This window comes from Treponema sp. (genome assembly GCF_052169735.1).
In the GTDB taxonomy this organism is placed as follows: domain Bacteria; phylum Spirochaetota; class Spirochaetia; order Treponematales; family Treponemataceae; genus Treponema.
Window position 1 is genome coordinate 1 of the sequence record NZ_JBQNBW010000033.1, and the last position, 23867, is coordinate 23867.

The 23867-nt window shown below is 41.3% G+C and carries 21 protein-coding genes; 5 read left to right on the forward strand and 16 right to left on the reverse strand.

Annotated elements, in window-relative coordinates:
* Window positions 1–72 precede the first annotated feature (72 nt).
* The 8 genes from ACTTJ8_RS06785 to ACTTJ8_RS06820 all read right to left on the reverse strand — a co-directional run bounded on the left by ACTTJ8_RS06785 (window position 73) and on the right by ACTTJ8_RS06820 (window position 8792).
* Entirely contained in the window at window positions 73–1287 is a 1215-nt protein-coding gene (locus ACTTJ8_RS06785; RefSeq protein WP_442720707.1) for an ABC transporter permease, read from the reverse strand.
* Window positions 1287–1985 carry an ABC transporter ATP-binding protein gene (locus ACTTJ8_RS06790; protein WP_442720708.1) on the reverse strand — a complete coding sequence of 233 codons (699 nt, stop codon included), beginning with the start codon at window positions 1983–1985 and terminating at the stop codon, window positions 1287–1289. The genes ACTTJ8_RS06785 and ACTTJ8_RS06790 overlap by 1 nt, the downstream gene beginning before the upstream one ends.
* A gap of 43 nt (window positions 1986–2028) precedes the next feature.
* On the reverse strand, window positions 2029–2907 hold the full coding sequence (locus ACTTJ8_RS06795; protein WP_442720709.1) for a hypothetical protein: 879 nt from the start codon (window positions 2905–2907) through the stop codon (window positions 2029–2031).
* On the reverse strand, window positions 2885–3643 hold the full coding sequence (locus ACTTJ8_RS06800; protein ID WP_442720710.1) for a tetratricopeptide repeat protein: 759 nt from the start codon (window positions 3641–3643) through the stop codon (window positions 2885–2887). The genes ACTTJ8_RS06795 and ACTTJ8_RS06800 overlap by 23 nt, the downstream gene beginning before the upstream one ends.
* A gap of 569 nt (window positions 3644–4212) precedes the next feature.
* The gene (locus tag ACTTJ8_RS06805) at window positions 4213–4578 is read right to left on the reverse strand and encodes a hypothetical protein (protein ID WP_442720711.1); all 366 of its coding nucleotides are present in this window, start codon (window positions 4576–4578) and stop codon (window positions 4213–4215) included.
* Window positions 4579–4587: 9 nt separating this feature from the next.
* The gene (locus tag ACTTJ8_RS06810; protein WP_442720712.1) at window positions 4588–5742 is read right to left on the reverse strand and encodes a hypothetical protein; all 1155 of its coding nucleotides are present in this window, start codon (window positions 5740–5742) and stop codon (window positions 4588–4590) included.
* Window positions 5736–6578 carry a hypothetical protein gene (locus tag ACTTJ8_RS06815; protein ID WP_442720713.1) on the reverse strand — a complete coding sequence of 281 codons (843 nt, stop codon included), beginning with the start codon at window positions 6576–6578 and terminating at the stop codon, window positions 5736–5738. The genes ACTTJ8_RS06810 and ACTTJ8_RS06815 overlap by 7 nt, the downstream gene beginning before the upstream one ends.
* 39 nt (window positions 6579–6617) lie before the next feature.
* Window positions 6618–8792, reverse strand: a complete 2175-nt coding sequence (locus ACTTJ8_RS06820) for a dynamin family protein (RefSeq protein ID WP_442720714.1) — start codon at window positions 8790–8792, stop codon at window positions 6618–6620.
* 428 nt (window positions 8793–9220) lie between these two features.
* On the opposite strand from ACTTJ8_RS06820, the gene ACTTJ8_RS06825 reads away from it, so the two are divergent.
* Window positions 9221–9616, forward strand: a complete 396-nt coding sequence (locus tag ACTTJ8_RS06825; protein WP_253824740.1) for a type II toxin-antitoxin system HicB family antitoxin — start codon at window positions 9221–9223, stop codon at window positions 9614–9616.
* A 236-nt stretch (window positions 9617–9852) separates the two neighbouring features.
* Here ACTTJ8_RS06825 and ACTTJ8_RS06830 read toward each other — a convergent pair whose 3' ends face one another.
* Together ACTTJ8_RS06830 and ACTTJ8_RS06835 are read right to left on the reverse strand one after the other, a co-directional pair.
* Complete coding sequence (locus ACTTJ8_RS06830) at window positions 9853–10110, reverse strand: type II toxin-antitoxin system RelE family toxin (RefSeq protein ID WP_442720715.1); 258 nt, start codon at window positions 10108–10110, stop codon at window positions 9853–9855.
* Window positions 10107–10337 carry a hypothetical protein gene (locus ACTTJ8_RS06835; protein WP_442716613.1) on the reverse strand — a complete coding sequence of 77 codons (231 nt, stop codon included), beginning with the start codon at window positions 10335–10337 and terminating at the stop codon, window positions 10107–10109. The genes ACTTJ8_RS06830 and ACTTJ8_RS06835 overlap by 4 nt, the downstream gene beginning before the upstream one ends.
* Before the next feature lie 262 nt (window positions 10338–10599).
* Between ACTTJ8_RS06835 and ACTTJ8_RS06840 the strand changes: the two genes are divergently transcribed.
* The 4 genes from ACTTJ8_RS06840 to ACTTJ8_RS06855 all read left to right on the forward strand — a co-directional run bounded on the left by ACTTJ8_RS06840 (window position 10600) and on the right by ACTTJ8_RS06855 (window position 14744).
* Window positions 10600–11550 carry an ABC transporter ATP-binding protein gene (locus tag ACTTJ8_RS06840; RefSeq protein WP_442719906.1) on the forward strand — a complete coding sequence of 317 codons (951 nt, stop codon included), beginning with the start codon at window positions 10600–10602 and terminating at the stop codon, window positions 11548–11550.
* Window positions 11550–12605, forward strand: a complete 1056-nt coding sequence (locus ACTTJ8_RS06845) for an ABC transporter permease (RefSeq protein ID WP_442720716.1) — start codon at window positions 11550–11552, stop codon at window positions 12603–12605. Before ACTTJ8_RS06840 ends, ACTTJ8_RS06845 begins: the two co-directional genes overlap by 1 nt.
* Complete coding sequence (locus tag ACTTJ8_RS06850) at window positions 12592–13758, forward strand: ABC transporter permease (RefSeq protein WP_442720717.1); 1167 nt, start codon at window positions 12592–12594, stop codon at window positions 13756–13758. The genes ACTTJ8_RS06845 and ACTTJ8_RS06850 overlap by 14 nt, the downstream gene beginning before the upstream one ends.
* A 239-nt stretch (window positions 13759–13997) precedes the next feature.
* On the forward strand, window positions 13998–14744 hold the full coding sequence (locus tag ACTTJ8_RS06855; RefSeq protein ID WP_442716609.1) for a head GIN domain-containing protein: 747 nt from the start codon (window positions 13998–14000) through the stop codon (window positions 14742–14744).
* 23 nt (window positions 14745–14767) lie between these two features.
* Here ACTTJ8_RS06855 and ACTTJ8_RS06860 read toward each other — a convergent pair whose 3' ends face one another.
* From ACTTJ8_RS06860 to ACTTJ8_RS06885, 6 genes are read right to left on the reverse strand one after another with little or no spacing between them, the layout of a single operon-like run.
* Window positions 14768–15082, reverse strand: coding sequence for a winged helix-turn-helix transcriptional regulator (locus ACTTJ8_RS06860; RefSeq protein WP_442720729.1), 315 nt, complete (start codon window positions 15080–15082; stop codon window positions 14768–14770).
* A gap of 12 nt (window positions 15083–15094) precedes the next feature.
* Window positions 15095–15796 carry a M48 family metallopeptidase gene (locus tag ACTTJ8_RS06865; RefSeq protein ID WP_442720718.1) on the reverse strand — a complete coding sequence of 234 codons (702 nt, stop codon included), beginning with the start codon at window positions 15794–15796 and terminating at the stop codon, window positions 15095–15097.
* Window positions 15797–18946, reverse strand: coding sequence for a type I restriction endonuclease subunit R (locus ACTTJ8_RS06870; RefSeq protein WP_442720719.1), 3150 nt, complete (start codon window positions 18944–18946; stop codon window positions 15797–15799).
* Window positions 18930–19979 carry a virulence RhuM family protein gene (locus tag ACTTJ8_RS06875; RefSeq protein WP_442720720.1) on the reverse strand — a complete coding sequence of 350 codons (1050 nt, stop codon included), beginning with the start codon at window positions 19977–19979 and terminating at the stop codon, window positions 18930–18932. Before ACTTJ8_RS06875 ends, ACTTJ8_RS06870 begins: the two co-directional genes overlap by 17 nt.
* A 14-nt stretch (window positions 19980–19993) precedes the next feature.
* Entirely contained in the window at window positions 19994–21295 is a 1302-nt protein-coding gene (locus ACTTJ8_RS06880; protein WP_442720721.1) for a restriction endonuclease subunit S, read from the reverse strand.
* Window positions 21289–23718 carry a type I restriction-modification system subunit M gene (locus tag ACTTJ8_RS06885; protein ID WP_442720722.1) on the reverse strand — a complete coding sequence of 810 codons (2430 nt, stop codon included), beginning with the start codon at window positions 23716–23718 and terminating at the stop codon, window positions 21289–21291. Before ACTTJ8_RS06885 ends, ACTTJ8_RS06880 begins: the two co-directional genes overlap by 7 nt.
* Between the last annotated feature and the right edge of the window lie 149 nt (window positions 23719–23867).

Genomic DNA, 23867 nt, shown 5'->3' on the forward strand with positions numbered 1-23867 from the left:
AACACGTCTCATATATTCTCCATTTTACCTGTCTACTTTTATTATACAAGTTTCTTCCATTCACATTACGAATTACCCATTATAATGGATAAGCTGCACCGTGCTATGTTTGCAAATAGTGTACATCGGATGCAGCACGGAAATAATGCCGGTTAAAAAAATAAAAAACTGGGTTGTCAAAATCGCCGGGAGGGTGATGTAAAAACTGAGGCGGTATGCCCGTGTATATCCGGGTGGGGTCATGGTAATATTCCATGTTTCCGTCAGACTGTTTCCCAGCTGCGCGAGCACGATGCCGCCGATAATACCGGCAAGGCTGATGAGGCATACCTCAAGCACCAGCATCTGCATAACGGAGGAGCGTTTCAGCCCGATTGCTTCCATCGTGCCGAACTCCCCGATCCGTTCCATAAAACTTGCGGAAAGACTTTGCGTCAATGCCGTGAAAATTAAGATATACAAAATGATGCTGATAAAAGAAGATTGATTGCGGAATAAGCCGCTGATTTGTTCCCACGAAGGATTGCGCTCCTTCCAATTCTGCGTCTGATACGGCAGCTGATGTTCGGCAAAATACGAATCGAGGGCAGCCTGCGCAGCGGGCATATCGGTATCTTTGTGGAGGTAGATGCGCATATACGAAGCGGAATCTTTCAGCTCAAAAAAATCGAGCAGCGCACTGCGGGAAGCAATAACCAAACCGGCATCATTTTGCGGAGTACCTGTATCGAGCCATCCGCTTACTGCAAAGGAGCCTGTCAACAAACCGCTGTCCCCGATCGAAGACATAAGGTTGACAAAGGGGTCTTGCGCCGTACTCAGTTTGAGTGTTTCAAAAAGCTCCTTACCCAGCACAAGGCTCTGGTCTCCTGCAAATACCGGTGTTCCATCCGTTGCTCCCAAAGTCTGCGGTGCATCGTACCCAGCGCCCCAAAACACAGCCGTATCCGTATCGGTACCGATAATCCCCTGAAAGTTCAGCACCGCATCGGAAGATTTCACTACTGGCATATCCGCATAGATGCTCCGCAGCGTTTCCATATCCCGTGCACTTAACAGCGCCGTGCCGGTATTGTCGGTATGCTGCGGATCAGCTGCGCTTTTCATACTCACTTGAATATGCCCCGAATTTGAAATAAAGCTGAGCGCTAATCCCTGTTCGGAATATTCCACAAAACCGCGGTAGAGTAACATTGCGCTTGACGCTATTGTAATCAGTAACACTGAAAGAAAACTGCGTTTTGCATGAAACAGAATATTGTCCCATACGCTCTTCAATAAAAACATCAACGGTCTCCCTGCCTCTGTTCCATTAAGCAGCCCGCCTGCATAGTGTACACAGTATCTGCATATTCGCTGATGATCGGGTCGTGCGAAACAAAGATACCGATACCGTTCTTCTCTTTTATATAACTGCGTAGATACCCGTACACCTGATGGGAACGTTTTGTATCAAGCGAGGAGGTAATTTCATCTGCGATAATATAGCGCGGATTGGTAGAAAGTGCACGGACAATAGATACCCGCTGTTTTTCTCCGCCTGAAAGTTGATCCGGTTTTTTACGAATGAGAGACCGCACATCAAAATATTCGAACAGCGGAAAGAGTACCGCATCAATTTCTTTTTTTGATTTCCGCGTTATCTTCAATGGAAGCGCGGCATTTTCGTAAATAGTCTGCGCCTTAATCAATTCAAAAAACTGAAAAATCAGCCCGAAGTGTTCCAGCCGAAATTGAGCGCGCTTGTTCACATTCATGGTATTGATTTCGGAGCCATCCCAACTGACGCTTCCCGCATCGGGTGTGTCGATGCCGGTAATCACATTTAAAAATGTAGATTTTCCCGCACCCGAATTTCCGTAAATCCATACGAGCGATGCAGGCGGAACGGATAGGTTGATATCGTTATTGACCTCATAGTTGGTCTTTTCTATCGTATAACTTTTATACAGATTTTTGACGGCTAAACCTTTCACAATCAGCATTCCTTTACCGAATATCTACACCATGCAACTGCCGGATATTTCTTTAGAGGCTGAAATACCCGTTCCGGTAATTTTCATAGACGCGCAAGAGCAACACATGATTGGGAAACAATGCGGCAGCTTTTTGTAAATAGGCGCGTCCTTTGGCACTTTCATATTTTTTCATAGAGTAAATTGAATATAAAAGATACGCATTAAACCGGTCTGCAGCAGATAACTCCTCTATATACTCCTCCTGCGATTCGATGTAGCTATTATAATTCCCCGTTGTTACGTCAGCGGGGAAAATATGCCAGCATGCCAGTTTTACCGCCGCTTCAATGTTACCGGGATTGAGCATGAGCGCCTTGCGGTACAGCACCGGTACTGCCGAGGCGATTGCAAAAGTATTTTTCGGCACGCCTATTTTTGTATACAGATAATTTGCATACCGCATAAAGAGGGCGGACATCTGTTCCCTTGTGAATCCCGCATATTTTCCGGTCAATTTTTCTGCTTGCCGTAAAAAGTCCTGCGCTTCACCCTGTATGAGCGTATCGTATTTTCCGCATTGCCGGTTTCCCTCGTAGACATACAGCATGGAAATCAACTTTGCGTGTTCAAAATACAGATCAAGCAGCCCCGGATCTTCAAAAGAAGTGTTAAGCGCTTCCCGGATCCGGTCAAAACTGTCCAGCAACAGCTGCGGATCGAATGACTGCATCCGGTAATACTGTTCTTCAAGAGCTTTGCAGTCGGCAATAGACAATATGCCCTGAACAGGTGCCTGCGCTTGGCTGGCGGCAACGGTCATTTCCGTTTGTGTTTGCTCCTGAGGTAGCGGCGCTTTTTGAGCAGCGGGAATTTCCGTGTATGCATACACAGACAGCGCCGCGCACCACACGAACAGCACCGCGCGTTTATTCAAAAAATAGTTTGCCATTTTTATTTCCTTCGCTTACCAGTTGCGTAAAGGTTTCTTTCGGGAAAAGGTCATGTGCAGCACGTAAATCGGCAGCAGCTTTTTTTGGGTTTTCAAGTGCGATATATGCTTGTGAACGGTACAGCAGTGCGAGGTATTTTTCCTCCGGTGTTTCTGAGTACGAAACCGCTTTTGAAAATGCTTTCAGCGCAGCATCAGCTCCTCCGCCTGCAATGGGAGGGGCAAAGAATAACCAGAGTCCGTACGAAAGGTGTCCTTGCGGGAACTTCTTATCTTGTTTAAGCGCCTCTTCATAGAGATGACGGGAACGGAGCGCTTCATCGTACATCGTCTGCCCTGATGAAAACCCTGCCAATCGAGATTTAATATCCGCCCAGCCGACAAGCAGCCATACATTTACCTCGCTGTCTTTTTTACCTTCCATCAACGCTTTGCACCGATCATCTTGTTCGGTTAAAAGAAGGTAATTTTGCTTTGCGTTTGCTTTGTCCGCCATATCAGTCTGCTCGACTGTTAACAATGCAAAAAGCGTTAGTTTTTCTTCTTCGTTAAGATTTGACGCTTCAAGGTTCTTTCGGTATTCTTCAATGTGACTTTGAATGGCTTCTTTGCTTTCCGCATTATAGAGATCGATTTTAAACTTTAAAAAATTATTATACACTTCTTGAGCGCACAACGGCATTACACACATACATAGCAACGCTGTAAACACCGCCGTAACTGTCCGTATCTTCATAGTATCATCCTCATTGTAGAAATTTCCGCAGTTTCCATTGGAAAACCGGATTTCGGAAAATCCGGTTTATGTACCTTTATCCGGTATTATAGAAGTTTATCCAAAAAAAGTCAGTAAAAAACGTCATTGGGTACAGAGTAAACGCATCAGGCTGTTTTTTTAGTAAGTAACCCCGCAGAATTATTGGGGCTGTTCAACCAGAGTTGAACCACTTCGCGGTTCAAATGGTCTCACAGCCCCAATAATTCTGCGCTTTTTATCTACTCTACCTGATGCGTTTATCCGTTTACAAAAAAAATGCACGAAATTTTATTCAAAATTTCGTGCAGACAGGAGGCATCTGCTTAAAATATTTATAATACGGAATCCCTGTTATCGAATACTATGATATTTATCATCTTTTTTTAATGATTGTTTATATATTTCATTTTGTAAGATATTCAAGCGGTATGAATCCCATACACCTTCCCACTACCAGCAGATTTGGGAGAAGAGTAGAAGATCGATAAATGAAAGAGAATAAGTGATTGCTTGTCATCTGTTTCCTAGATATGTCTATGTCTCTTTGCTTAAGAAACACTCTTTACGACTAAAGATGAAAAATAGGTGTTAATATCTTTAGCCAATAATTCCCATTTAGGATCATTCACGCCGTGCGGAGCAGTGTAAACAAGTCCATCGTGCAGAAAAATCGGATCTCCATTACACGTTGCAAATATGAACTGTGCATTCAAATAAGAATATTCTTCTTGTATGGCTGCAAGTTCCTCAGCCGGAGAGAAACGGACACTATTTATCTCCACATCGGAAGGGTTATGTTCTTTGTAAAAAGCTTTTAAATCATTTGGAACAAAATCAAGAGCACCGTCATAGTTAGAAAAAATATTTCTTTTATCTTGTGTAACAGCCTTTTCAACAAATTCTAAATAATTCATATAACCTTCCTATACTAAGAAAACCGGATAGCATTTTTTGATTGTGTATATCCGTATCTCTTCATCAAAATGGCGCTGATGTACAGAAGAGGCAACGGAATAGGTAATGATAATTATTCCTATACCTATCGACACAATAATTCCTGCCCAACCACCATAAATTCCTTGCGCTGCTATAGATACGGCTAATAAGGAGAGCGAAAACAAAGCTTGTTTTCCCGTCTGTATCAGCGCAGCCTTTGTGCCAACCCCTTTTAGTTTGAGTTTTAAAAACTGATATGTAGAGAAAACGGCGATTGTCAATGAACCTACCGCACTCATATTAACCATTTTCAAAATATTATCGGTGATAGTAACACCGACATTACCCAGTATACCTAAAACAGCCTGCGAGGTTACTTCTCCTATTGTTCTGCCAATACCATAACCGACGACTGATAGCAGTCCCGATTCTATGCCGTTTTTCAATCCTGTCGCTGCTGCAAATTTCAATGTATCTGGAGTTACACCGGATTGAGCAAGAGTAGTAATAAAGCCGATGGTTAATCCGACCCCTGTTCCAATCGCTGCGACTAATCCAAGACCTTGCAACTCATTTTTTAAGACACGCTTGGCATTGGTCTTTTCAAGCATCTCGTTTTTGTCGATCATTGGTTTATTGCTTTCGTTTTGAAAACTGCCGCCATGACCTTCGGTGCGGTGCTGTTCCCTGCTCCTGTAGAATTTGATATTATCGGGATTAATTTGTTCTTTAGGATGATATGCAACACTTTGTTGGTGATGTCCCTCTGCGCCTCGCACAGTATCATATGCCATAATTTGCGCTTTCTCTTCAGCATTCCAATTAGCGGATCCGTCACCGCCCATTTCAATATCTGCTTTCTCGTACATCCAAGCTCTCTTGACGCCTATGCTACGTGCAGCGTTATTGGGAGAACTAAGATCATATCGTTGTACATCACTCATTCGTAAGTCATTAAAGTTTGCCAGATAATCATTGAGTTGAGCATTGTACCTATTTGTAGTAGACATTGTTGAAAATGATACACTGGAAAGCGGAATAGCGGAGACACTTCCAGCGTATGAAACATTTATACCATTATTACGTACCGTTGCTTGTCGATAAAAAGTTAAACTACGATTGTTTCTTAACGCTGTTAGCATAAATTACATCCACCGCGATTTCGTTCGCATTCTACTGAATATCGTGTCAGGGCAAGTTTACCGTCATCATCAAGTTTGCTAAAAATATATGAATAAACATGATTAAAATAAATCAATGTCTCATTAAATAAACGAGAAGCATCAAATGCAAAAAGTTTTGTTGAGGCAAGATGAAACAATTGGGTTTTATCTTTATACTGCTTCTCATTTTTATTAAATTGCTTAAATGCGAGAGCAAACTCATCAACTGCTTGCCTGTTATAGGCGATATTTTTTTTGTATTCCAGTTGACGCATTTTCATACTAATGAATTCCGTATGATCTTTTGTCAAAGATCCGTATACTGAACTTTGTTCATCAGTCAATGCATCTTTATCAATTTTACTGTCAAGATTCCCAATTTGAGCGAGAATATCGTCAAATTCTTTTTGTGTATCAACTTTCTGCAATGCATCTTTGAGAGCATATAATTCTTTTAAGCGATCAGTATTAAACGATTCAATCTCGCGGCGCTTTTTTTCGTTACTTTCTAAATTCTTTTTTTCGATTTCATCGAAAATGGCATTAATGCGTTGCCGCTGTGCAAAGAAAGTTTTAATAGATTCGCTCGTGAGTGCGGCATTTTCAGAATAAAAAGCAAGAGCCACATTCGCTTGTTCCGCAAAACTACTTCTATCTGCAAATGAAGGAAGGGTTTCCGCTAACGTGCAAAGATATGAGAAATATGCAGAAAAAATTTTCTCATCCCCGGGATTTCGATTAAATAAATTGCGTCCGACTAATAGAGCTTCTTCTATTTTTCCACTGTTCTTATATTCCTCAAATAAACTAAGCATTTTTATCCTCCTGATAAATGTTTTCGCTTGTAAAGATTATCAACCCGATATTGTACAACGGATTTTATTGAAACAATCGGACAAATAATTTAAAGTATTAATATGATATTCAATCTCTTGAATATCATATTCATTCACTGCATCACGAAGATTCTTGACATACGTATCCCATTCTGTGTCTAATGTTTCAATTGTTTGCTCAATAGCAGTTTGGGTTTGTTTCCAATACTGTTCAATACTGCTAGAGAATTTTTGACTAAACTCTTCTTTTTCAAAAATAGCGATAATTTTTCTAGCGACAGCCTTTTTCCATCCACCGCCGAATAAGTTTACAAGACTTAATCCTTCCGTAATCAAGAATCCGACGAACATGCCGATTGGCCCAAAGATCGAGCTTGTAACGACAGTAGGAACAAGAGATGAAACGACTGAAAAACCAGCCCCTGTAAATAAAAGTCTAGAGAAAATACTTCTCGCAAGGAATGTCCCAAATCCTCCAATTATTCCGAAAGAAAGGGCTGATGCGAATGTCTGTTCGACATCAAAGTCTACAACGACACTATTGCTTTTAAAAAGCTGGCCGATACTTTGCTTATAGAAAGTAACATACTTTTTTGTCTTTTCAACTAGAACATCCGCCTTTTCCGCAAGAATTGTTTCACACTGCTCTTGTATCATGCTCTGTAAAGCGCTACCGAATAATTCAATATCAGCTTTTTTGTTCCTGACTCCTTTTTTTTCGATAAGGCGAACAAGGGCATCTATATTGATGGTTTCCGCAATATACTCGCTAAATTCATTAATGGATTCAGAGGAAAGGCGAACGATTTCCTGTTGAATATCTTTTTTGTAATTACTATTATCCTGCATTCGAGTAAGTTCATTTTCTTCAATTGCGGTAAGCAACATTGCATATTTCTCATGATCAGCAATAATTCCCTCATACTGTTGAATTTTATTGATGATATTAGTCTTTCGGGATTCAATATAGTCTCGTATAAAAGATTTTGTTCTTTTGTCTATGATAAGGGGTAGCGATTCAAGAACTTCAGCCAAAGCAGCATTAAACGGTGAGCATATATCCGGGATATCAACAGTGTATGCAAAGAAACGGGAGCGGAGCTCATTGAAGCCGTTGTCTGCATATGTATAACCTGATACTTTTTCCCGATTAGTCCAATACCCATCGGGAAGTGTTTTCAATAAATTGGCGCAACCTACATTCAGTATTTCCTCGAGCTGTACTTTGTTGCCATTACTTACCGTATGCGCCTGAGACGCAATAACAAACAGATTAGAAAGAGGCTGTAAGGAATTTTCATCCTTTTTCTCCCAGATAGGAAGTTCACTTATATTGCGTTTCAAATAGATAATATCTTCAATTCGCATAAATCCGTTGGCTTGTGAGAGATAAAGTACCGCATCAGCTTTTTGTGCCGCAGCAAAAGTGATATTGTCATCGTTTTCGGTTTCCGTACCAAAGCCGGGTAAATCTACAATGTCACAAGTTTTTAAAATAGGCGCGTCAATAAAAACTACAGCTGAGCCAGCGCCTTTTTCATAATTTTCTCCTTGCCGTGTTCCAAAAGAGCGCAAAATTTCTATCCCACCTCCTCCGATTTTCCAAGAGCGGCAATAGACTTCATCAGAAAATTTACGTTCATCCCACAAATTTTCTGTTTCACCTTTGTTAGCAAATACCCATACATCTTCTTCAATAAAAGAAGGCTTATCCGAAATATGCTTAATATAAACTGCAACTGATGTTGTCGGGGTCCATGACGTAGGCATTTTATCGGTACCTAATAATGCATTGATGAGAGCGCTTTTCCCTGTATCTGAGCGTCCTACTACTGCGACTTTAGGTTTTACTAGATTTGCAGCTACACCGCACTGCAAATCCTCAATATAAGATTTACGGTATTCATCCGGAATATGGCTTTCTTGTAAAATTGCAGAAAAAGAATCGTTAGTTAATTTCATATTTTTCCAAGTGTCTTTAACATCCAGCGGTTTAAGAATCGGTTTCTTCCATCCCGTCAATTCTTCATACGTAGCGCCGGTTTTTTCAAGAATCTTTTGTATCACTTGAAAAGGGATGCTATTTGAGTCTTTCTCCCATCTTGAAATATTGGACTGGTCAACATCAATCAGCTCTGCAAAAGCAGACTGCGTTATTTTAAGTTTATCTTCACGAAATGATTTCAGATCCATATAAAAAGTTCCTCCTTATCTATAAGAATAGATACAAGATACAGCTAAATATAGAAAAAGTCAATATTTTTATGCAAATATGAATAATAAAAATATTCTTATAGGTATATATATTTATTGTTTTATAGAATATATTTAATATGCTAACAGTGCTTGAAAGATTATTAGAGGCACGAGATAATATCTACGCATAAAATTAAATATGAATACTTCCTCTTGCAAAAACTTGAATCAGCCAATCTTGACTGTGTATACAAAATAATACACACTAATAATGAAGAGAAAAATACTGCTAACCTTTGAATGAGATGTAGAAAAAAGGAAATCGATGAGTACTATCGTAACTATGACACTTAAAGAAGTGATGAATACACAGGGCTCCATGACTTGCGGTACATTCAAAAAGAAATCGAACAAGGAGCAAAGAAATGAAATATGCTTATACTGCAGTTTTTACAGAAAAAGACGGTACTGTGTATGTGCGTGTTCCCGACCTTAATGGCTGCATAACAACCGGAAAAGATTTACAAGATGCTATAGAGCAAATAGAAGACGCTATGGCAGCATGGTTATGCGTTGCAGAAGATGAGCAATTTGAAATTAAAAAAGCAACACCGCAACAGCAAATCGTACACAAAAAGAATGATATACTCTCAATAATAAGAGCTGATACGACTCGATATCGTGCAATGGTTAAAAATAAAGCTATCCGTAAAAATGTAACGCTGCCTGCTTGGCTTGCGGAAGCTGCGGAAAATGCTAACCTCAATTTTTCGCAAGAACTACAAAGCGCATTAAAGCAACGGTTGCAAATAGCGTTGTAATTTTGCATTTAGGAGAGTATCTCCTTGCCTGCAGCTTTATCATCCCATAATGATTTTATCCCCGACGTTCTGCACTGTGACAAATGACTGTCAACCATCCGCACGAATAACCAGTATAACGAGATTCAGAAACGGCATTTGCAAAATAAAATGTTGAAAAATTTGAAAGCAGCAGTCTTAGTGGAACGGAAATCATTTAAAGATATGTATTATTATACGAAAATAGAGAAGACCAACTATTCATACACCGATGAGCAGTGTCCAATCTCAAGAACAGTAACGATCAGTTCATCATCTTTGATGCAGCATAAGATACGGTAATCACCGATACGGTATCGCCATAAACCTGAAAGGTTTGCTGTCAGACCTTTTCCGCGGGAGCGCGGATTGTCCAGTTTTTCTATCTGTTCAAGGTAATCCAAAACCCGCTTGGAAATTGCCGCGTCCAGTTTCCTTAATTGCTTTCTAAACGTTTCTGTAAGAATGACTTTCATAATCCGAACTCTTGTCGTATTTCATTAATGCTGTAGGTCTTTTCTCCGCTGGCTACAAAATCATTCCATGCTTTTTCGGCGCGGGCGGCATCTTCAGCATCTTCCCGTAATTCGGCAAAATAGCGGCGCAACGCTGCTTCTAAGACAGCGGTTGTTGTCCAGCCGGTCATCTTTGCAGCTTGCTCAAGTTCTTGATACAAGGTATTATTCATAGTCATCGTAGGCATAGCGCACTCCTTGCCCTTTATTTTATCACAAGTTCTGAAAATTGGTAAGAAGGGCGGCTGTGTTTCTGTATCCTTTCAAACAAGGAGGTTGGTTGTCCTAAGCAGTAGCTTAATTGACCGGCAAACATTACCAATGACAAATGTCATACGCCAATATGATATTGCACACCTTTCTTTAGATTGGACAAAAGCGTACAATACGCATACCTGAATTGACGGAAAAAAATGGTTAATGGAACAGCCGAATCGGCGAGGAGAATGTATGAGCACACCGGTATTGTCGGTAAAAAATCTGGTTAAGCGGTATAAAGAAAAAATCGCATTGGATCATTTTAATTTGGACGTTGCAAAAGGAGAAGTGCTTGGGCTGTTGGGGCCGAACGGCTGTGGTAAGACAACGGCAATAAACTGCATCCTTTCGCTGTTAAAGTACGATAAAGGCGAGATCAGGATTTTTGATGAGCCGATGCGTCCCGATGCTTTTGCAATAAAACGGAAAATCGGCCTTGTGCCGCAGGAAGTATCCGTCTATTACGATTTTACCGTTAAACAAAACATCGACTACTTTTGCGGACTGTACATCGATAACGGAGCCGAACGAAAAAAACTGGTAAAAGAAGCAATCGACTTTGTCGGTCTTAACAACTACGAATCGTATAAAGCGAAAAAGCTATCCGGCGGATTATTACGGAGGCTCAATATTGCCTGCGGCATTGCGCATAAGCCGGAACTCATTTTTTTGGACGAACCGACCGTTGCCGTCGATGCGCAGAGCAGAAACTTTATTCTTTCCGGTATCAGAAAGCTGGCGCAAAACGGCAGCACCATTGTGTACACCACGCACTATCTTGAAGAAGCGGAACAGCTCTGCGACCGGATGGTGATTATGGATAACGGACGGGATATTGCAAACGGTACCTTTGACGAGTTGAAAGACCTTATCCGCACCAGCGAAAAAGTTGTCGTTGAGTTTGTCGGTCTGCACGATACCGCTGACAGCATCATGGAAGCATTGAACACCATTCCGCACGTAACCGGCGTTGTACAAAACGGCTCGGAATGGCTGATCACTTTTGAAAACTCCATCAACAACCTAAACGAACTGATTCTCTTTATCAATAAACGGCAGCTCGCATATCGCAAATTGTATTCCGAACGTCCCAGTCTCAGCGACATTTTCTTAGAGCTTACGGGAAAGGATCTGCGGGACTGATGAATTTTTTACGCGAATTAAAGTACACGGCAATTTCGATGATCTTTACGGTAGAAGGAATGTTTTGGACGGTAGCCTATCCGATCATTTTGTCGTCGCTATTTTTTGTAATCTTCTCCGCCATCAACACACGGGGTATAAGCACTGCCGTAAACACCGGCATTACCGAAACAAATCCCCATCGAGTCATCTTTAATTTTATTCCGATAGTGCATGTTATTCCGATGGAACAAGAAGCTGCCGATGCTGCCTTGCGCGAGGGCAGTATTCACGCGTTCATCGAAGACGATTTATCGATCAGAATATACAAAAACGGTATCGCGCAGACAATCATTAAAAACATAGTAGAGCAGATAAAGCAAACCGATGCGCTCGGTATCCCGATACTGCCTTCTGCTTACAGAAAGCAGTACATCGACAGTAAGAATGAACAAAACAATTCGATGATGATTTTATTCTATTCGCTTTTGGCGATGGTCTCCATTTACAGTATGTTCGGCTCAATTTCCATCCCCGAACGCATGCAGGCAAATATTTCAAAATTAGCGGTAAGAATGTCCGCAGCGCCTATCAAGCGGTTCAGAATATATCTTTCCGGTGTCCTGTTCTTTGTCTGCTTTAACCTTGCATCGAATCTTTTATACATCGGCTATGTTATGCTTGTGTTAAAGATTAACCTCATCACGGATTTTGCAGTAACGCTTCCGCTGTTGATCTATGCAAATCTGTTCGGAACCGCCTTCGGCCTCTGTATCGGCTCAATTCCGAAAATGGCGGAAAACACAAAAGTAATGCTGTGCGTATTCAGTTCGCTGTTTCTCTCCTTTTTATCCGGTATGATGAGCGTCAGTGTTAAAACCGCATTGGATGCTTCGTTCCCGCTTCTGAGTAAAATAAACCCCATCGCGCTTTTTACGGATACGTTATACAACATCAATATCCTGCACGAATACGATTTAGCGCCGTTATTTTTTACTGTGTACTCAGGATTTATCGCGCTGTTTTTAAGTATTGCGTTTTTTAATGCGCGGGAGGTACAGTATGACAGTCTATAAGCATTTTTTGCAGATGATATGGCAGCGGAAAATCGGCACCGTCATCTTTCTTGCTATCTTTTTGTCTCTGTGTTTTGTAATGCTGCAACCAGAAAGCAGGAATGCGCACGGTTTTTCCGAAACGCCGCTTACCGTTTGCATTGCAGATCAAGATCATTCACCGCTTTCGGAGCAGCTGACCACCTATTTGCAAACAAAACACACGGTGACGCTTTTGGGCGATTCCGGTTTAAGTGATGAAGCGCTTTTGAAAAAGCTCAGAAAAAATATTTCCGTCGGTACAGTTGATGTGGGACTGATTATTTCCGAAGGATTTGAACAGAAAACAGAATTAGGACAAAAAGGAATCAGCAGCATTAAAGACGGCAGGCGGACGGCAGCGTTTTATATCGATTCGCAAATACAAACCTTTTTACGCTTTGCACTTGCAACAAAGGAAGCAACGGGGGCTTTCGACTTTGAAAAAGTACGAAACGCGCTTGCGGTACGAACCGAGGTTATCAAGGTGAACCGAGAGGAAGACACATCGACTGCCGCAGGGCTTAAATATTTTTTCAATTTTCTGGGATGGGCAATATTCTCGCTGATTATCAATTCCATCGGCTGGGCGCTGTTTGAATTAAATAACGAGCGGCTGAGAATCCGCACGGCCGTTTCACCGGTGTCGAATATACGGTTTGCTTTTGAAAATTTTGCTGCGCAGCTGACCGTCGTCGCCCTCTTTCTTGCGGTGTTAATTGCCTTTGCCGCGCTAATGTACCGGCAGACTATCCGTACCTTGCCGCTTGCAAGCTATACGCTGAACGCTGCCGTCTACGCATCGGTGGTTTTAAGTGCGGTTTTTATGCTGAACGCCGCGTTAAAAAAAGGTGCGGTAATGGGTATTGTCGGTACGGTGCTTCCCCTGTCGCTTGCTTTTATTTCGGGGATTTTTTTGGAACAGGAACTGCTGCCGAAAAGCATTACTACGCTCGCTCAAGTCTTTCCGACATACTATTATGTGCGTGCAAATACTTTTACTGAACGGATGCTGCGCCCCGATTGGAACAATATCGGTATGCAGCTTTTGTTCCTATTGCTGTACTTTACGCTCGGTGTTTATTTCAGCAAGCTGAACAGGATACGGAATAAGATTGAGTTTGTGCAGAAGTAGAGGGGGCTGTTTCATATCTTTTTATGACACTTTGGGAAGCATACGGCGTATTTGCTGCTTCTGTTTAATACAAGTAGTACCTATGCCGCTTCTGAGAATGAGCAACGCATCAAAGATATGATTGCAGTACTTTTTTTCTAACTTTTGTATCTCCATTCTCTCGATTTAAGAATGATGTTGACATCGCTTCTGGCTTAAGTTATTCTATGTCACGATATTGATTATTGTTAGGATTTTTTATGAATAAAAAAAAGAGCAAAAGTATGAATATTGTATGTGCTGCCATTACCGCAGTGTTTTTGGTTACAGCAAGTAGCTGCGTTGTGCTGGTTGGTCACCGTGTTCATGGAAACGGAAAAATACAAACGCAGAGTTTTTCCCGGAGTAATTTTGATTCCGTTTCTGTCAGTGGCGATTGGAGGGTTGATATACGGCAGAGTGAAACTTTTTCCGTTACTATTGATACCGATGAAAATCTTTTCTCTTATTTAGATATATATGTCGACGATGGAACCTTGTATATCGGCTTTCAACGCGGATATAGTATAGATCGCACACATTGCAGGGCATTGATTACCATGCCGGTCTTAACGAAATTAACAATGACCGGTTCGATTACAGGTACTATTTCATCCTTCAATATGCCCGGACACACGATGTCGGTAGCTGTTGCCGGATCCGGTGATGTTGTTGCACGCAATATTACCGTAAAAAACTTAAAGCTGAAAATATCCGGTTCGGGGTCTTTTGAAGCAACAGGGAAAGCTCAATATTTAGAGGGGGATATTTCCGGTTCTGGCGATGTAAAAGCAGTCGGTTTGGAAACCCAAAAGGCCGATATTTCTATTTCAGGCTCCGGTTCTGCAAAAGTATGGGTTATAGACTTTTTAGCAGTTCATATCAGCGGATCAGGATCCATCGGTTATAAAGGTAATCCTATTATTGACCGTCAAATATCCGGTTCTGGCAGGTTATATCAGCTGTAGGAAATACTGTTTTTTGTAAAGTATCAATATGCATAATATACTGGGAGAAAATACAGTAGGAAAATTGCTGTGAAAGCCGGTAAGATACACACCGCTCGGAATTTCTTGGATGGAGGCGAAATGCTCAAGTGAGTTTTTAGTGCCGAGTACGCCCATATTGCAGACAATGCTGCCTGCTGCCATGCGGCACAGCGTATCGCGTAAAATTCGCAACAAGACTCAACCGCTTTCGGCGAAGCCCTTTTAATTTCGCGGCGGATGATGAGTCCATCGTCTTCCATAGAACGTAAACTTTGCGTCAAAACTTTTTGACTGATACCATCAAGATTATTTTTCAGTTCATTTTCTCTTCACGCTTCCATATAATCAAGTATCTGATCATTTAATGATTTTTTTATTTCTCTCCACATCGGCATATATGTGTCCATAAGCGACTTGAAATTATCATTATGATGTTTTTCAACCAAATGAATGAGTTCATGCAAAATGACATAGTCTAAACATTCAGGTGTTTTTTTTGCAAGCTGTACGTTAAGCCATATTTTTTTAGTTACCGTATTACACGTACCCCAGCGCGTTTTCATATATTTTGTTTGCCATCCCGTAGGTTTTAAGTTGGTGATACGTTCCCAGCGAGGCAATATCCGTTCGATTTCCTGTTTAAGAATGCTTCGGTACCATTCACGAATAAAGCGTTCCCGCTGTAGTACGGTGCTGTTTTTCCGTACCGTCAAAAGGGCTTTGGAACCTGAAAGCTTGAGTGAGTTTTTACTGCCGAGACATACTTCAAGATAATACCGTTTACCCCAAACATAGAGCGTCTCTCCCGATACATATTCACGCTCGGATTGACGCTCTTGTGTTTTAAATTGAGCAATCTGTCTTTTTATCCACGGCAACTTCGTCCGCACAAATAACATAATGGTTGCATCTTTTATGCTGAATGGGGCTGATATTGTTACCGCACCGTCGGGAGGGCGCACAGAGAGGTGCATATTTTTTATATTTTTCTTGTACACTGTAATCGGTATATCCGAAACGGTTATAATCATTTAATACTCCGGTTGCTCCGCTGCGAGCGCATAGACGCTTTCTACCAACATCTGATCACCTAACACAGTAAAAAGCGCTCTCTTAATTTTTTTTGCTTTAAACTGATTATTACGGAAGTCCGCTTCTTTACTGTCCCGTATCGTTTGATCAAGCGTAAGGGCTAATTGTTCATCATTTCCAAAGTTGTCATAAAATGCCCGCAGCGCTCCGCTTTTTCTGATACTCACCGGATAGTCGGAATTATTTTCCGGCCGTTCTGCTTTTTTTACTAATTCAATATACTGCAGCAGCAGCTCTTCGTAACTATGGGCATCTTTTCGGCGCTGTTCAACTAACTGAGCAAGAATGAGGGAAAGTTTTTCGTAGTATTTAGGATTTAACGGCTGTTTTTCGACAATCTTTTTTCTGATATTATTTTCAATTGCTTCGGCAACCGCTTCTTTATCTTTCCCTTTTAATTTTTCTTCCTGCATTAACACAAAATCAAGCAACGTAAAATTGTCAAACGCGCCAAGTTTTCGGCTGTCATCGGCTTTGATATAGGTGTCAATAAGATACCGCATATCGTTCTCATATAATTTAAGATCGATAAAATCTCCGCTTGCCCGTCCGATTTCCATTTTAAGCGAAGTATAAAAGCTCACTCGCTCATCTATATCGGCACGTTGCTCTGCGGTATAACCGGCATCTTCCATATCGCCTTTAATCTCGGCATACGCACGGATAAGCCGATTGACCAAGGTATAGAGCTTTTCACGGCTTTGCGCATAGACTTCTTCATCAAGTCCGGTAATACCGTTCTCCCCGCAAAAGTAGTGAATATAATCAATGAGTTGAGGATTGCCCGCCGTTATTCCGCCGCATAAATCAGCCAGTTCTTCAAGAATATGATTAAGATGTTTCCGTGCTTCAATAAGACGGTTCTTTAGTAAATCTTTGATATCCTCTTCCGCAAAACCTTCAAAAGCGCCGGATGTGTACTTTGCAAGCGCATCCCTTAAACTGCCGAAAAGCTGTTTATAGTCGATAATATAGCCGAACTCTTTTGACGCTCCATCCAGCCGGTTGACGCGGCATATTGCTTGAAACAGGCCATGATCCTGCATTGACTTGTCAATATACAAGTAGGTACACGGCGGCGCATCGAAACCGGTCAATAATTTATCCACTACAATAAGAACCTTCATGCGGGCGGGCTCTTCAACAAACTGCCGTTTTGCTTCCGTTTCAAAAGCTTCAATGCTTTGCCCGTTTAACATATTTTTGTACACGGCATATTTTTTGTATTCTTCGGAATCGGCAGCTTCCGTAGCAAGTTTATTTTTTTCGGGTGTAAAAGATGTGATAATAGCGCACTGAGGAAATCCCTTTGCAGTAAAAATTTCATAGTATTTACACGCATCATAAATGCTGTTTGCGGCGAGCAATGCATTGCCTGTTCCGTCGCTCAGCCTGCTTTTTACGGTAAAATCCGATATGATATCTTCGGCAATCACTTCCAGCCGTTTACGGGAACTGTAAACGGTTTGCATAGTTGCCCACCGCTCTTTGAGTTTTGCTTTAGCAGCATCATTTAAACCGCGCGTTTTCGCCTCAAAGTACGCGTCAATTTTTTCTTGTGCGGTGATGGTTTGTTCAATATCTCGCGCTTCATAACGCAAATCGAGTACCACTTTATCTGCAACCGCTTCGTCGTATTTATAAGTATGAATATATCCGGGTGCAAAGACTTCAAGACTTGTCTTTTTATCTTTTACTAAAAGCGGCGTGCCGGTAAAACCGATAAAAACAGCATCGGGGAGGATTTGTTTCATACCGATGTGCAAAAGCCCGCTTTGCGTTCTATGACACTCATCGACAAACACGAAAAAATCTCCTTTTGCTTTGAAATTTTTCGGTAAGACTTCTTTTAATTCTTTGATGAATTGCTCAACCGATCTTTTCGCTGTAGTAGCATCATCTTCTTTACCGGCTGCAGCGCCGTGTACACCGAATTTATGAATAAGCGAACAGAGCAATCGACCACTGGTATTATGCCTATCGTTTGTATCAACTTGAATTGTACTGTCTAAATTTTTGATAAGATCAGCGCACGAGGTTACCCGAGTAATATGTTCTGCAACACCTTTGTATTTTTTCTCTATTTGGTCGTCCAACTCTTCGCGATCGGTGATAATGAGTACACGGGCATTGGCATTATGCATCAATATCCATTTTGAAAGCCACACCATCGTAAGTGTTTTTCCACTTCCTTGCGTATGCCAGATAATGCCGCCCTGCTTTTTTGCCAGTTTTAACTGTGCTTTTTTAATACCGAAAAATTGATTATGGCGGCAAATCTTTTTTCTACCGTTGTCAAAAATGATAAAGTTATGAATCAAATCAAGGAATCGATCTTTATGAAATAAACTGAATAAGTGCTGTTCAAATTTATCAGGGAAATGTTTGCATTGTTCAAGGATAGTAAGGGATACTTCATCCAGCGGCTGCGCTTCCGTATGAACAGTATCGTTTTTCCATTCAAGATAATATTTTTCTTCCGTTTCGACGGTTCCGTACCGTAGACCTTCCGTATAATTTCCGGCTATGCAAAATTGTATCGTCGAAAAAAACGGTTTGTTAAAGTACGGCTCTTGATTTGAAAGAAGCTGCCGTATGCCCGCAGCAACGGAAACGGTTGCCCGTTTGAGTTCGAGCACGGCAAGCGCAATACCGTTTACAAACACGACAAGATCGGGACGGCGCTCCGATTCTGAGCGGATGGTTACCTCTTCGGCAATGAAAAACCTATTTTGCAGCGGATGATCCCAGTCGATTAGATAAACCGTTGTAGGAGTTTTACCGGCGGTTTCCGTAACCGGTATGCCGTATTTTAAAAGCGTATACACCGTTTGATTTGCGTGATATAAACCGTGTTCTAAATTGTTTGCCGCTTTCACTAATGTATCAATGGCTTTTTCCGCAAGCGTTATACTATATCCGCCGCCATGCGAATCGGTAAGCCACGCAAGTAAATCTTTTTCTCTGATATTCGTATTTATCGTATGCTGCAGGTTTCCGGCATATTCATAGTCTAAGTATTCCGCACTGCAAAAGAGATGCAAGATGCGATCCTGTGTTTGACGTTCCGTCTCATTTATTTTTGGCATCGGGCTTCTCCTTATGAGGTTTTGTTCGTGCAGTTTTTTTAACTTTTTTTGCAGTATTTTTTAAGCTTTCTAAATAAGCTTTTTCTACAGGGCTGAGTATAAGATTTTGATATGTACGGTACTCTTCTTTTGCTTTTTTTATAGCCTGTTCATGGCTTATTGTTCCGGATCCTTGAAGTAATTTCCGTTTACCGGAACTTAACACGGCATCCAGCTGTTCGATATAGTCTTGCATATACATCGGTTTATGCTCAATGGCATTGATTTCAGCTATATCAAAATAACCGGAAACAAGATTATTGAGAATTTTTAATTCTTCTTCATCCAAATAATTTTTTGCGATACCTACATCTTTCAGCACCGGAAGATCACCTGAAAACGTTTTAAGACCCATGAACGGTTTTTGAGCGTCAGCTCTTTTAAAAATAACTTCGGCTGCCGTATTACCGTGCGCTGCATAGTGCAGTTTATTTTGCACAATCTTAAAAAAGGCAAGAGACTCTTCACTCTTTGGATCATAGTCGACACTGGTTGCATAAAGATCGAGCACTTGCCGGTATAACATCTTTTCAGAAGACCGTATATCCCGAATACGGTCAAGCAACTCTTTCCAATAGCTTCCTCCACCGTTTCCTTTCAACCGTTCATCATCCAAAGCAAAGCCTTTTTTAATATATTCCTTTAAAACGGAATTAGCCCAGATGCGGAATTGGGTGCCTCGTATGGATTTTACCCGATAGCCGACAGAAATGATGACATCAAGGTTATAATAATCAACCTGATAAATTTTCCCGTCATCGGCAGTTGTTGCAAAATTTGCAACAACTGAATCTGCATGCAGTTCTCCTTCAGCGAAAACGTTTTTAATATGGCGGGAAATCGTTGATTTATCGCGTTGAAACAGCTGTGCCATTTGGTCAAGCGAAAGCCATACCGTTTCATTCTTTAGGTTGACATTGATCTTCGCAATACCGTCTTCACTGTTATAAATCAATATCTCACCGTAGTTATCAGTTTCATTTATTTTTAACATTGTATTTTCCTTCCTTAATTTTTCGCCGTATACCCTTCCGTTTTTTCTGCGGCGTACAGTATTTCTTTCGGCTCTTTTCTTTGCGTAAATTGCACATTCGGTTTATCTTCCGGTAGGCGGATTTTTCCTGTCAAAAGAGCATCCATCATTCCCTGTTTTATCAACCGAATTTTTTCCAGCTTCTTTTTTAAGGCTGATAATTCCGCATCCATATCCGAAAGTATTTCAGCTATTGCGGTTTGTTCGGCAAGGGTTGGGGGGATACATAATGATAAATCAAATAAATCCTTGCCATGCAAATGATACACAGTTGATCCTTTCGCTCTTATGCTAATTTCTATTTTCTTAGTATACATTATATACATAGCAAGAAATATAGAATTGATATTTTTATCATTTGGTCGAATAATATTTATATCGCCGCCGAGTAGCACATTATCAAAAGGAATTACAGAAGCTTTTGCAAGGTCAATACCGATTGTTGTTGTGGAAGCCGGAATTAGTATATCCCCCTTTACTGATGGCACTCCTTCTATATAGTTGGTTCTACTGGTGATAGATGTAATTATTTCATTGTATTCTGTAAAAAGTTCACCATAGAGAATACAAGGAAAGCAACCTTCTAATGCTATCTTTGCTTTTGATAAGCCATGCCCTTTAAAAATATTTGTGACATTGCCTAATTGTTTCTCAACCCACTCACCCTTAAATCCCGGTAATCGGCACTTTCCGGTAAGCAACTCCTGCATAGTACCCTGTTTTACCGCTTCTTTTTTTGCAATAAGCCTCTCCAAAGCGCTTATGTATGAATCCGTGTCGGAAAGTACTTCTGCAATGTGGCGTTGTTCAGGGAGCGGAGGCGCACAAATAATGAGCTTAGCAACTTTTTCTTTATTCAAATTTTTGACACTACTGCCAGCAGCCATATTTATGTATTGTTGCAACACAGTTTCTGAACATAAACTATAATAAAGAAAATCCGTATCGAAATGTCTATGATAATTTTGTATCGCTAGCCAGCCATCATGAATGCAACCATTAATTTTCAATATATAAGGGCGTCCAAAACTCATAGAATTTGATAAAATAAAATCACCTTTGAAAACTGCACGGGAATATAGTAATCCTTCTGGAATTATACGTTCTTTAGATGAAATAATGTATTTGGAGTAAGGAGATGCATCTCCAATTTTTATCCAATTTATACCGGACGCTTTTGTTGTGAGAAATGAATCTATCGGACGAGGTGAACTCCCGCGGTAGATATCTGCCTTATCTCCTAGCTCGACAATTTCCCATCCTTCAGGCGCTACCATTTGATTCCCATCCTCTGGAGGTGCGCTTTAACTTTTTGTTCAAGGGCCGCTGTTTCTGCTTCAAGTTCCGGTAAGGTATGGTCGTAGCGTTCGGCAAGTTCGGTGATACGGGCTGAAATATGATGATTTACCGATTCGTAGAGTGCGTAAATGCCGTTTGAAATAGAACGGAACCATTTTAAATCGAGGAGGAGCTTTAAGCATTCCTTATCGGATAGTTCGGCATAACGGCAGCGTGTTTTTTCATCAAGTGCAGCACGGAGCCCTTTTAACAGCTTGATATGCTCGTCTATCTTATTTTGTTTTTCCCATAAAGATTGCAAAACCGCCGCATCGTCCGAGCTGCCGGATTCTTTGTTTAATTCTGCAAGCCGTTGCTTTAGCAGCGCCTTGTTCAGTATTTTCTTTTCTGTTAAAACTTCAGCAATAATCGAATCTTCTTCAGCATTTTCTAAAAGTTCATCCACTTCTTCTTGAATTACGGTAATAAGTTGTTCTATCTTATCGATCGCTGTTTTTTCCGTGAAGAAAAAATGTTCAATGACAAGTTCTTTAGGGATAATTTTACCATCCCACTCGGTTCTCGTTGCACCTGTAGCGGCATTTTTTTGGGCGCTTGGCTTTTTTAAGCTGTCAATCTCACGAATAACGGCATACCCGTCCTGCATAATAAGATAAACATCATCGCCCATCGTTTCGTTCCAGTATGACAGCAATACTTCGTACACATCATATATATCGATCAGCGCTATCGGTTTAAATGCTTTGATAAGAGCGTCCGCCAACAGCCGGATCAGTTCTTTCGGATTCGTTTGTTCAGTGATTCCGCACAACGGTTTTCTTACCTTTTGAACCCAACTTTCAAAAGCTGCTTCAAGCGTGTGCGCATATTCTTCAAACGCAGGATCTTTTTCGATGATACCGTAAAACGATTCTTTTTCCGCTGTAAGCGAATAGAAATCTTTTCTGAGCGGCTTAAAAAGTGCCGGTTTTAATTGAGGAAATGCATTCCAATATGTGTTTAAGCTGTCGATGTCATCTACAGGTATGCCGCCTTTCAAATGCCCGCTTAAGTTCTGTATATCTTCTCTTGCGCCACTTTGTATGTAGCGCGGAATATTGAGGTTATAATCGTTTTTTTCTTGTATTTCGCTCAACGGAATGAAGCGGGAGTAATAAGGAATTTCCATCTGCGCATTAAATACCGTTGTGATTTTATATATATCCCGTTCCCGTAGACGGTTTTTGTTGCCGTCTTTTATAAAATCTCTACTTGCGTCAATCATAAAAATTCCGCCGCGTTTTTCTGCCTTTTCTTTGTCGATAACGATAATACACGCGGGAATACCGGTACCGTAAAACAAGTTTGCAGGTAGCCCGATAATACCTTTGATGTATCCCTTATCAACCAATGCGCGGCGTATTGTCGCTTCCGCATTTCCTCTAAACAGAACGCCGTGCGGAAGGATGACCGCTGCTTTGCCATTCCGTTTTAATGATTTAATAACGTGCAAAAGCCATGCAAAGTCTCCGTTCTTTTGAGGCGGACGCTCTCCGTATCCGTCAAATTGACCATAATCCTGTAAGCCGTCTGTCCAATTTTTATCGGAAAACGGAGGGTTGACAACGGCAAAGTCGAATTGCCGCAAGGCGCTTTCATCATCGGGATCTTTATACTGCGGGGAAGAAAACGTATTGCCGCTTTTTATCTCTCCCGTTCCTCTGTTGTGCAGCACAATATTCATGCGGGCAAGTCCCGCTGTCGTAATATCTTTTTCCTGTCCGAACACCGCTACATTCCGCGGAGCAGCTTCCGCCGCCCGAATCAAAAGAGAACCGGAACCGCAGGCAGGATCATACAAGGTACTTTCACCGGATACAGCCTTTTCGATCCCGATAACATGCGCTAAAACACGGGAAACTTCAGCGGGTGTGTAGAATTGTCCCTTGCTTTTTCCGCTTTCGGTCGCAAACTTTTTCATTAAGAATTCGTAGGCATCTCCGATGATATCATCGCCGTCCGCACGGTTTTTACCGAAGTCGGGCATTTTATCGCGGAAGATTGCAAGCAGATTGCTAAGCTTATCTACCATTTCCTGCCCACTTCCGAGTTTTTCAGGAACATTAAAATGTGCGTTATCGATAACACCGCGTAAATTGTTCGCTTCGGCAAGTTTTGCAATAACTTTGTCCATGCCTTCACCGATATTTTTCTGTCCGATCAGTGCGAGCATATCGTCAAAACTGCCGCCTTCAGGAATATCAATTTCTCCGTATACGACACCCTTGTATTTATCCGATACATATTTTACGAACAACAGCGTTAATATATAGTCTTTGTACTGCGAACTGTCCATTCCGCCGCGTAAACTGTCGCAGCTTGCCCATAAACTGCCGTATAATTCACTTTTTTTAACTGCCATAAATGGATTCTCCTGTGTACTTAAGCGCATTCGATTTGACGGTTGATTGTGTACAGAATTATGTACATCAATTGGCTATCGATTGCTATACGTTGCTGTAACCTACTATTATACAAGGCAGCAAGATGAGCCGCAAGAGTATTGAAAAA